This window comes from Mycobacterium sp. E2462, from assembly GCF_001672685.1.
Taxonomy (GTDB): Bacteria; Actinomycetota; Actinomycetes; order Mycobacteriales; family Mycobacteriaceae; genus Mycobacterium.
On sequence record NZ_LZKC01000194.1, the window covers coordinates 23,081 to 33,219 of the forward strand.

The window sequence follows — 10,139 nt, forward strand, 5'->3', positions numbered from 1 at the left end:
GCCATGACTGAGCCGACGGCGCCAGACGCGGTCGTGGGCTCGGTGCCGGTGTCGCGGATGGCGCACGCCTTCTCCATCCAATTGGCCTGCCGGGCGGCGGGCATGCTCGCCTCGGTGGTGTCGGTCGCGATGACCGCCCGCTACCTCGGCCCCGGCCGTTACGGCCAGCTCTCCATCGCGATGCTGTTCATCGCCATGTGGACCAGCCTGGCTGACCTCGGCATCGCCACCGTCATCGTGCGGCGGGTCACCTCCGGGCGCGGCGACCTGGAACGCCTGGTACGCATCAACAGCGGTCTGGCCCTTGTGTATTGCGTTCCGCTCGCGGTGCTGGCGGCCGGGTCCGGCGTGCTGATCTACGGTGACGCGCACGTGCGGGTGATGCTCGTGGTGCTTTCGGGTGCGCTGCTGATGCAGACCATGGTGACCCGGTTCGAACCGGTGTTCCTGGCCACCGTCCGATTCGCCGCGGTGGCGATCTCCGACGTCGCCGGCCGGATCGCCGCCCTCATCCTGGTCGCCTGGCTGGTGGCCTCCCGCTGCGACGTCATCTGGTTCGCCGTCGCACAGCTCATCCCGCCGGCCATCGCGCTGCTGATCCAGGGCGGCGCCGCGATGCGCCAGATCTCGGTGCGCCCGCTGTTCGCGCTGCGCGAGGCCGCCGACCTGCTGCGGGAAAGCCTGCCGCTCATCGGTTTTCTGGTGGTCGGGCTGCTGTATTGCCGCGCCGACGGCGTCATCCTGTCGCTGCTGAGCACGCCATCCGAGGTGGGCGTCTACGGGCTGGCCTTCACCATCGCGTTCAACACCATCGTCGTCTCGCTGATCTTCCTCAAGTCCACGCTGTCGACCGCCACCGAGCTGTTCGCGCGGGACGTGGCCGCGTTCGCCGGGTTCCTGCGCCGCAGCGTCGAGCTGATGTACTTCGCGGCGGTGCCGGTCGCGGTGATTGGCGCGCTGCTGGCCGGTCCGCTCATCGGGTTGTTCGGTGACAAGGCGTTCATCGCCCGCGGCACGCCCACGCTCGCGCTGCTGTTCGTCGCGGCGGCGCTGCGGTTCGTCAGCGGCACCCTGGGCCAGGGCCTGGTGGCCAGCCACCACCAGCGAATCCTGTTGTGGCTGACCGTCGCAACGCTGGTGCTCAACGTCGCCCTGAACGTCGCGCTCGCGGGACGGCTCGGCGCCGTGGGGCCGGGCATCGCGCTGGTGTGCACGGAGTTCTTCAACATGGTCATCAGCAGCTGGTGGTTGCGCCGCGAGTGCGGTTACCGCACCCCCGTCCTGTTCGGGCTGCGCGTGCTGATCCCGACCGGGGCGAGCGTCGTTGCCGCCCTGGCGCTTTCGGGTCAGCACGTGGTGTTGCGGCTCGGCGTCGCGGCCGTCGTCTACCTGGTCACCAGCGCCGTAGTGGGCCCGTTGCGCTGGTCGGATCTGGGTGCGCTGCGGACCTCCGTGCAGGGCTCCCCGCACCAGAACCAGCCGGTCGCATGACGCGCCAGGAACTGGACCGGACGTACCTGCGGCGCCCGGCCGGCGGCGGCGCCGGGCCGCCCGGCACCCGTTCGCTCGCGGCGCTGGTCGTCGGGTACCGAAGCCACGACGCGCTGCGGGTCTGCCTGGACAGCGCGGCCGAACACCTGCCGGGCGTGCCGATTCACGTCTACGAGAACAGCGGCGCGGACTACCCCGGCCGCCGCGAGCTGGCGGCGGCGTACCCGCACGTCGACTGGGTGCTGGGGCCGGCCAACATCGGCTTCGCCGCGGCAGTCAACGCGTTGGTGGATCGCACGCCCGCCGACGCCGACCTGCTGGTGCTCAAACCCGGCGCTCGGCTGCTGGGGCCGTTGCAGCGGACCCGCGAGTTGCTGCGCCGGGAGAAGGTGGCAGCGGTCGCGCCGATGACCCGCGACGACGCCGCGGCCGCAGAAGCGCCGTGGGACAACGCCAGCCGCCCGCCCACCCTGCTGCGGGCGCTGACCTCGGCCGCGGGGTACGACGCGGCGCTGCGCGGCACGCCGCTCTCGCGACACTATGGCAGGCAGCCGCGGGAGACGGCGGCCCTCGAGGGCGACGTGAGCGGCGCGTGCCTGGCGATCAGCCGCGCGGCGTGGAACAGCGTCGGCGGCTTCGACGAGGAGTTCTTCGTGCACGGGGAGACGGCCGACTGGCAGGCCCGCGCCCGCGCGGCGGGCTGGCGGATCCTGCTCGCCGACGAGCTCGGCGCCGTCCGGCGCGACCCGGGTGCCGGCACGGGCGCCGAGCGCGACCGCGTGGGTGACCTGGTGCGCGCCAACACCGCGCTGCTGCTCGAGCATCGGCGCGGCGTCCACCACGCCGATGCGTATCTGGCCGCGACCGCGCTGGCGCGGCGGCGCCGGGGGGCGCCGCGGCGCACCGGGACGCCGAGCATCGTGATCAGCACCAACCGCCTGGTGCACGGCGGCGCCGAGCGCCAAAAAGCATTACTGGCAACCGAATTGGACCGGCGCGGCTACCAGGTGACCATCGTGTGCATGCAGCGGTTCGGCCCGTTGATCGCCGAGATCCCGCCCTCCGTGCGCGTGGTGCGCCAACCCTGGTGGGCCCCGATCGTCGACATCCCCCGCGGCCCGGCCGTGCTCATCACGGCCGACACCAACACCGAGGCCGGCTTCGCCACGCTGTGGCGCGCCGCCGGCCGGGACCGGCGCTGGCTGGTCGCGCCCCACGTCCCGCCCGAGGAGGATCGGCCCATCTACTCGCGGCCGTTGACCGCCGCGATGTGCCGGGCGGACGGCTTCATCGTTCTCGCGCAACGGCATTGGGAGATGCTGGTCGCCCAGCACCCCCTAAGGGGGCGGCGGTTCACCGCGCCCAACGGTGTCGCCCTGACCGGTGAACCCGCCCCGCGGACCCGCGACGCCGCCGATGCCCCGCATCTGGTGATGCTGTCGCGCATCCTCGAGCACAAGAACCCGCACGTGTTGGTCGAGGCGCTGGGCGAACTGGCCGACCTGCCGTGGCGGCTGTCCATCTTCGGTGACGGCCCGGACCGGGAGCGGCTGCAGGCCCGCACGCCGGGCGCGCTGCGCGACCGGGTGCACTGGCGCGGCTGGTCGCCCGGCCCGGGGCCCGCCTTGGCCGACGCCGACCTGCTGTGCGTGCCCAGCCGCTCCGAGGCGTTCCCCCTGGTGATCCTCGAGGCGATGGCCCGGGCGGTGCCCGTCGCGGCGTCGGCCATCTGCGCCGTCCCGGAGATGCTCGACTTCGGCGCCGCCGGGTTCCTCGTCGACGACGTGTCGGTGCGCGGTTGGCGGGACTGCCTGGCCGCGATCCTCGCCGACCCCGCCGCCCTGCCCGCGGTGGGGCGCCGCGGCTTCGAGCGGATGCGGCGGCTTTACACCGTGGAGGCGATGACCGACGCCTACCTCGAGGCGATCGGCGCCGTCCTCGATGACGTTGGCGCCCAACGCTTCTGAGGCGTCAGCGCCCGCCGAGGATTTTCGCCACGGTCCGCGGCGACGTCGGGTGCTGGCCGAATCCGCCGTAGAGGAAGTAGCGCGGTTCGGCGTAGAGCTGGGCGATGTCGGTGGGGACGTCGGCGAAGCGCTCGGCGAAGGCGGCGTCGACGAAGAACGCGTCGGAACCGGAATGGGCGTTGCAGCAGACCAGCCGGTAGTCGAAGGTGGCGAACAGCGCGGCGAAGCTGGCCAGCGACGCCCCGAAATAGTCGTCGGACTGCCAGACGTGCTGCGGGTCGTAGGCGATCTGGAAGCGCACCGGGGGCGGGAACTTGCCGTTGTATTCGACGACGAACAGCTTCGGGCGCACCCCGCCCGCCAACAAGGTCTCCACGAGGTAGATGTCGTTGCCGTCGAGGTCCAGCGACACGACGTCGACGGTCGTGGCGTCGATGGCCCGCAGGCACTTCCGGCTCAGGGCCAGGATGTTCTCGGCGGTGATCCACGCCTTCTCGTAGGTGAAGCGCGGGTTGTCGCCGGGGTCGACCGCCAAATCCTGGCCGCCGACCCAGAATCCCTTCCAGCCCAGCGCGGCGAGGATCAGCGTGTTGTTCTCGGTGCCGTCACCCACCCCGAATTCGGCGAACACCCCGTCGTCGAGCGACCCGATCCGGCGCAGGATCTCCAGGGTGATCCCGTCCTGGTCGGTCGACGAGAAGCACTTGCGCCCGGCGCGGTTCAACGGGTTGGGGTGCTCGGCCTTGCGGGACTGTGAATGGTCGAACAGCACCAGATCCTTGAGCTGCTCCAGCGTTTCGGTGCCCAGGACGCGCCGCACCCGCTGCTTGACCCGCTGCCGGGCCGAGGGCGTCGCGTTGCTGCTCATCGGGCGGTCATCTCCGCAGCGCCTCTTTCCCGGATGCTCGAGTGGACCATAAAGCTACCAGCAAGGAGTTGCCACGCCGGTGATTTGCCGCGAGGGACGCCAGGCCTCGCCAATGCCGTTCCTTCCCAACCGCTTCCTGCGTCCCGTGGACACCGCCGAACGCTTGCCCACCACGCGCCGTGTGCCGTAGGTTCGAACCGTCCGTCTCGCGTTTGCTGACAGCGCGTGACCCGTTCGGGGAAGGCTCGATAGCGTGCTGTGCCGCATCTGCAGTTCCGGCACCACCCCGGCGTTCTCGCACCAGGTGCTGGGCAAATACCAGACCCACTATCACTTCTGCGGCAACTGCGGCGGCCTGCAAACCGACGAGCCGTTCTGGCTGGACGAGGCCTATGCCAGCCCGGTGGCGGCGGCGGACACCACGTTGCTGTGGCGCAACCAGTACCTCGCCCAGGCGGTCTCGGTGTTGCTGTACTTCCTGTTCGACCGGGACGGTCGCTACCTCGACGCGGCCGGGGGCTACGGGGTGTTCACCCGCCTGATGCGCGACATCGGTTACGACTTCTACTGGACCGACAAGTACTCGCCCAACCTGACGGCGCAGGGCTTCGAGGCCGAGGCCGGCCCGGGCGCCCCCTACACCGCCGTCACGGCCTTCGAGGTGCTCGAGCACCTGGCCGACCCGGTCGCGTTCGTCGCGGAGCTGTTGGACACCACCGGCACCGACACGATCATCTTCACCACGGAGATGTTCGCCGGTGCGCCCCCGGATCCGCGGGAGTGGATGTACTACGCGTTCGCCACCGGCCAGCACATCACCTTCTACCAACGCTCGACGCTGGAGCTCATCGGCAAGCGGTTCGGCATGGACTTCCACACCTCCAAGACCCGGTGGTGGGCGTTGGGGGGCATGGGGATTCACGTCTGGACGCGGGCCAAGATCAACCCGCTGGTGTGGCGGCTGCTCGCCTCGCCGCGGATCACCGGCGCCCTGCAAGCATTGCCGCGGCGCGGCCTCCAGACGCGGATGTGGACCGACGCGGACACCTTCTTGCAGCCCGACCAGGGCCGGGCCCTGCCGTGACTTCGCCTCGGGTGCTGTGGCTTTCGCCATGGACGCGGCCGGCGGTGCGGGTGCAGGCGGAGGCGTTGCAGCGGGCCGGCGCCGACGTGTTGTTGGTGACCTCCGACCGGCATCCCGAGTCGGACGCCGCCCGTGGCTACGAGCTGGTGCTCGATCCGCGGTTCCGCACCGCGTCGACTTGGCCGCCGACCCTGCGGGCGTGGGGCCGGATACGGCGCTACCGGCCCGACGTGGTCATCGCCGAGATCGTCCGCGATCCCCGCTGGATCGCGCTTGCCGGGCGGGCGCCGCGCATCCAGGTGGTGCATGACGACCAACCGCACGACCCGGGTGAGCAGACGCCAAGCTACGAGCGCGCGGTCTTTGACCGCTGGGGGGCCCGCTCGGCGGCCACGATCACCTACAGCGACTATGTGGCGGCCGGCGTGGCCGGGCGCCGCGACGTGGCGGGCACGGCCGTGCACGTGGTGCCGCTGGCCAGCGACATCGACCCGCCGCGGGTGCCGCCGTTCGTCGGGCCGCAGGGGCGGCGCGACTTCGTCATGTTCGGCCGCCTCAACCCGTACAAGAACGTCGACGTCGTGCTCGAGGCCTGGCAACGGCACGTCGGCGGCGGCGGTTGGCGCGGCGACGATCTGGTCCTCATCGGTGGCGGGTCGCTCGACCCCGCGGCGCTGCCGAAGCACACCCGGTGGCGCACCGGCAGTTACCGCTACGCCGACGTCATCCCGACGCTCGCCGCGGCGAAGGGCTCGATCTCGCACTACCGGCGCGCCTCACAGAGCGGCGTGCAGGTGCTGTCGATGCAGCTGGGCGTGATGCCGATCGTGTCCACCGCGGGCGCCCTGCCCGAATACCAGCCACCGGGTTGCGATCCCGTCGGCGTCGACGACGTGGCCGGATTGGCCGCCGCGTTCGACCTACTGGCCGACCCGGGCGCCGCCGCGCAGCTCGGGGCGCAGGCGGCGCGGCACTACGCGCGGCGCTGCGACGTCGACATCGTCGCCCAGCGCATCCTCGAGGTGATCGCCGGGGTGTTGGCGCGCCGGCGCTGAACCCGTCACGCGGTCCTGGGTTGCGTTGCGTCGCAACCCTTTCGGGCCGCGGCGAGGCGGTCCGCCAGCCGTACGCCCAGAGCGATGCCCAGCAGCGTCGGGTTGGCCTGGCTGGACGTCGGCAGCACCGAGGTGCTCGCGACGTAGAGGCCGCGCACCCCGTGGACTTGCAGGTCGGCGTCAACGACGCCGCCGTCCGGGGTCCGCGACATGCGGGTGGTCCCAGCCTGGTGGTAGCCGGCGTGCCCGCGCAGAAATTCGCGCACCGCGCCCTCGACGTCGTCGGTGAGCCACTCCACGTGCCCGACACCGTGCCGCCGCAGGTGCGCGTCGATGACGGCGATGGCTGCACGCACGCTGGCGTAGTCGGCGTCGGAGAAGTGGATATGGGTGCGCAGCCTGCGCATGCCGAGCGCGTCGCGGTCGTCGGCCAGCTCGACCCGGCTTTCCCAGTGCGGCAGGTGTTCCCCGTGATAGTGCAACAGGTAGCGGTTGTCGGCGCTCTTGACGAAGAAGCCCGGCGCCTTGCGGCCGCGGCGCAGGAACCGGGCGTAGGAGAAGGTGACGGCGAACCGCAGCGAGCCGAAGAGATCCCGGACGATGTTGCGCAGGTGCGCCAGGACGCGCGGCGGGCCGTCGGTGTGCGTGTGCTTGGCGCGGATCGCCTCGGCGAGCAGGAACCGCCCGACCGGCGAGATCAGCGTCAGGTAGACGCCCGACAAGATCCCGCTGCCGTGGCTCGGGTCGCTGATCGGCGGATTGACCAGCCAGACCGCGGCATTGAGCATCCCCGCCTCGCGCTGCAGCCGCGGGTCGAAGGTGAACCGCCGCCGGACGTAGACTCCGTCGCCGTCGCGTTCGTAGCCGTAGCGGACGTCGTCGGTGCGAAAGTGCACGCGCGCGACGCGGCCCTCGACGTGCGACATGTACCAGCGCCCGAGGTGCCCGCCCGCGTTGCCCAGCTCGCCGGAGGCCAGCAGCAGCCGCGTCGCCTCCAACCCCCCCGTTGCGAGCACGTAGTCGGCGGCGACCACCCGGCCCTGCCGGCCGTCGAGCGACTTGACGACGAGATGGCCGACGCGGTCCCCGGCCGTGACGATCTCGGTGCACGTCAGGCCCGTCCACACGGTCAACGTCTCGGCGTCGCGCAGCGCCGGGCGGTACTGGCGCCCGAACCGGGTGGGCAGCGCCCACCGCTCGAGATCCGTTGTGCGGACCTCACCGTCGGGCAGGCCGGCCACCAGGTCGTGCCGGGCGAGCTCCGGCACGTCGCGCGCGTTGAACACCGCCCGTCCGCACGCCGCCCAGTCGCAGGCGCGCTGCAGGTAGGGCGCGACGTCGTCGTAGCCGATGGGCCAGGGCGCCTGCGCCGTGAGGGGCCGCTCCTCGAAGTCGATGCGGTCGAATGCGACGCAGCGGCCGCCCCACAGCGCCGTCGTCCCGCCCAGCTGGCGGCGGATCATCAGCTCGCTGCGCGCGTGCAGCTCGTCGTCCTGCCGCGAGTCCAGCGTCGACAGGTCTTGGGCCGCTGGGCTCGTCCGCTCGAGTCCGCTTTCGATCAACGCCACCCGCACGCCCGCCCGCGCGAGCTCCAGCGCGGTCGCGATGCCGATCGCGCCGGCCCCGGCGACCGCCACGTCGGTCTCGATGGTCGCGCCGTCGGTGAAGTCTTCCCGGATCATCTGTCACCGCCGCGGCCGTCGGCGGCGAGGGCGAGGAAGCGCGTGACGGTCTCGGGGTCGGGCGGCGACGACAGCGCGTCGGCGGCCTCGGCGACGCGCCGGGGCTTGGTGCTGCTGTACAGGATGGCTCGGCACCCGGTCGCGGCCGCGGTGCATCCGAGGATCAGCCTGGCCAGCCCCCCGGGCGCGAGCGGGTCGAGCTGCAAGGTGTCGCGCCAGCGGCGCGCCAGGGCCGCGTCGGCCCGCAGCGCCGCGGTCAGCGTCGTGTGCGCCGAATTGAGCACGCCGAAAACGAGGTCCGCCGGGCGCGGCGGCGGGGTGAGCGCGTCGCCGCGGACCTGGCTGACCCCGCGCGGGGCGAAGTCGCGCGCAAAGTCCACCTCGAGCCCCTCGTCTTGCGAGACCCCCCACGCGCGGATCTTGCCCTGCCGGTGGGCGCGCTCGAAGAACCCGCACAGCTCGTCGGCGGCCACGACGTCGCCGGGCCGCGGCCCGTGCACGAACAGGATGTCGACATGCTCGACGCCCAACGCCGCGAGGCTCTCGTCGAGGCTGCGGGCCGCCCCGACGGCGTCGTACACCCGGGGCGCCGGCGGCGCCGCCTGGCGCCGCTTGACCGCGGCGCGCAGTCCCGGCGCCGCCCGCAGCAGGGCCCGCGCGGGCGCCTGAAACCGCCCCAGCCGCCGCGCCATCGGGCCCACGCCGATGCCGAACTTGGTGGCCACCGTCACCGCGTCGCGGTCGACGGTGCGCAGGAACGCGCCCAGCTCCGCCTCCGCCATGCCCAACCCGTACATCCGGGCGGTGTCGAAGTGCGTGATGCCGTTGTCCACCGCCGCGGCGAGCACGGCCAGCCGCTCCCGGCGCGACGGCGCCTGCAGCAGGCCGCCGCAGCCGAAGCCGACGGCGCTCACCGACACCCCTTGCAGCTCAACGTGTTTCAACGGCGCAGCCCTCGTAGATGCGGCGCAGCTGCGCGCCGATGACCTCCGGGCTGCGGGTGGCGGCGATGTGCGCCTGACCGCGCAGGCCGTCGCGTTCGGCCAGCTGCGGATCGCGCAGGTACCGGCCGATGGCCGCCGCGAGCGCGGGCACGTCCCCGACGGGCACCAACATCGCGGGGTCACAGGCGATTTCGGCGGTGCCGCCGACGGGGGTGGCGACGAACGGTCGCGCCCCGGCGAGTGCCTCGGTGAGGATCATCGGCATCCCCTCGGCGAAGGACGGCAGCGTGACCACCCGCACGGTGCGCAGCAGGTCGCGGATGTCGTCCGGGTGCACCGGGCCCTCGACGGTCAGCCGCTCCACCTGCGGCGGCACGTAGTCGTCGAGGACGCCGACGATGCGGCAGTGTCCCTCGATGCCCTCGGCGAGCAGCAACCGCCACGCCTCGACCAGCTTGTCGACCCCCTTGCGCCTGCCGATGGTGCCGGCGAAGAGCACCACGGGCGGCGTCGACGCGGCGCCGGGCGCGTCGGCGTCGATCGCGATCGGGTTCGCCACCACGGAGGTCGCCACGCCGGGGGCCACCGCCTCGACCGCGGTGCGCGCCTCCTCCGACAGCACGATGACGTGGTCTGCCCTGCGTAACGTCGACCCGACGAACTCCGGTCGCGCGCGGGCGAATTCGGGGAAGTCCGAGCCGTGGATGGTGACGACCACCCGAAAGCCGCGGGCCCGGGCCAGCCGCAGCAGCGGCCCTTCGCGCAGCCAGGCCCCGCCGTTGGAGATGTGGAAGTGTGTGACGGCCGAGCGCGGGGCGCGGGCCAGCGCCGCGCCCGCACGCGCCGTCAGCAGCAAGCTCTTGCCGTGCCGCCGGCCGTTCCAGGTCGACAGGACGCGCACGTCGTCGGCCCCGATCGTGTGGTCGCGCAGCACCCGGATCACGGACTGCGTGCCGCCGAAGCTGTACATGTCGGGGCCGACGTGGATGACCGCGGTCACGGGTGCGCCCCGGCCAGCGCGGGGGCGGCGGCCGGCGGGGCGTCCGCC

The 10,139-nt window shown here is 72.4% G+C and carries 8 protein-coding genes; 4 read left to right on the forward strand and 4 right to left on the reverse strand.

Features of this window, described 5'->3' with window-relative positions; genetic code table 11:
* The first annotated feature begins 3 nt into the window (after nucleotides 1-3).
* Complete coding sequence (locus A5714_RS09740; protein WP_068284831.1) at nucleotides 4-1,491, forward strand: flippase; 1,488 nt, start codon at nucleotides 4-6, stop codon at nucleotides 1,489-1,491.
* Nucleotides 1,488-3,458 carry a glycosyltransferase gene (locus A5714_RS09745; RefSeq protein ID WP_068284833.1) on the forward strand — a complete coding sequence of 657 codons (1,971 nt, stop codon included), beginning with the start codon at nucleotides 1,488-1,490 and terminating at the stop codon, nucleotides 3,456-3,458. Before A5714_RS09740 ends, A5714_RS09745 begins: the two co-directional genes overlap by 4 nt.
* 4 nt (nucleotides 3,459-3,462) lie before the next feature.
* On the opposite strand, the gene A5714_RS09750 is transcribed toward A5714_RS09745, so the two are convergent.
* Entirely contained in the window at nucleotides 3,463-4,326 is an 864-nt protein-coding gene (locus A5714_RS09750) for a hypothetical protein (protein ID WP_068284835.1), read from the reverse strand.
* A gap of 253 nt (nucleotides 4,327-4,579) precedes the next feature.
* On the opposite strand from A5714_RS09750, the gene A5714_RS09755 reads away from it, so the two are divergent.
* Entirely contained in the window at nucleotides 4,580-5,410 is an 831-nt protein-coding gene (locus A5714_RS09755; protein WP_068284837.1) for a class I SAM-dependent methyltransferase, read from the forward strand.
* 11 nt (nucleotides 5,411-5,421) lie between these two features.
* Nucleotides 5,422-6,465, forward strand: coding sequence for a glycosyltransferase family 4 protein (locus A5714_RS09760; protein ID WP_068284839.1), 1,044 nt, complete (start codon nucleotides 5,422-5,424; stop codon nucleotides 6,463-6,465).
* 5 nt (nucleotides 6,466-6,470) lie between these two features.
* Here A5714_RS09760 and A5714_RS09765 read toward each other — a convergent pair whose 3' ends face one another.
* From A5714_RS09765 to A5714_RS09775, 3 genes are read right to left on the reverse strand one after another with little or no spacing between them, the layout of a single operon-like run.
* Nucleotides 6,471-8,147 (reverse strand): GMC oxidoreductase, encoded by a 1,677-nt coding sequence (locus A5714_RS09765; RefSeq protein WP_068284841.1) that lies wholly within the window; start codon nucleotides 8,145-8,147, stop codon nucleotides 6,471-6,473.
* The gene (locus A5714_RS09770) at nucleotides 8,144-9,067 is read right to left on the reverse strand and encodes an aldo/keto reductase (RefSeq protein ID WP_068284843.1); all 924 of its coding nucleotides are present in this window, start codon (nucleotides 9,065-9,067) and stop codon (nucleotides 8,144-8,146) included. The genes A5714_RS09765 and A5714_RS09770 overlap by 4 nt, the downstream gene beginning before the upstream one ends.
* A 10-nt stretch (nucleotides 9,068-9,077) precedes the next feature.
* Complete coding sequence (locus A5714_RS09775; RefSeq protein ID WP_068284845.1) at nucleotides 9,078-10,091, reverse strand: glycosyltransferase family 4 protein; 1,014 nt, start codon at nucleotides 10,089-10,091, stop codon at nucleotides 9,078-9,080.
* Between the last annotated feature and the right edge of the window lie 48 nt (nucleotides 10,092-10,139).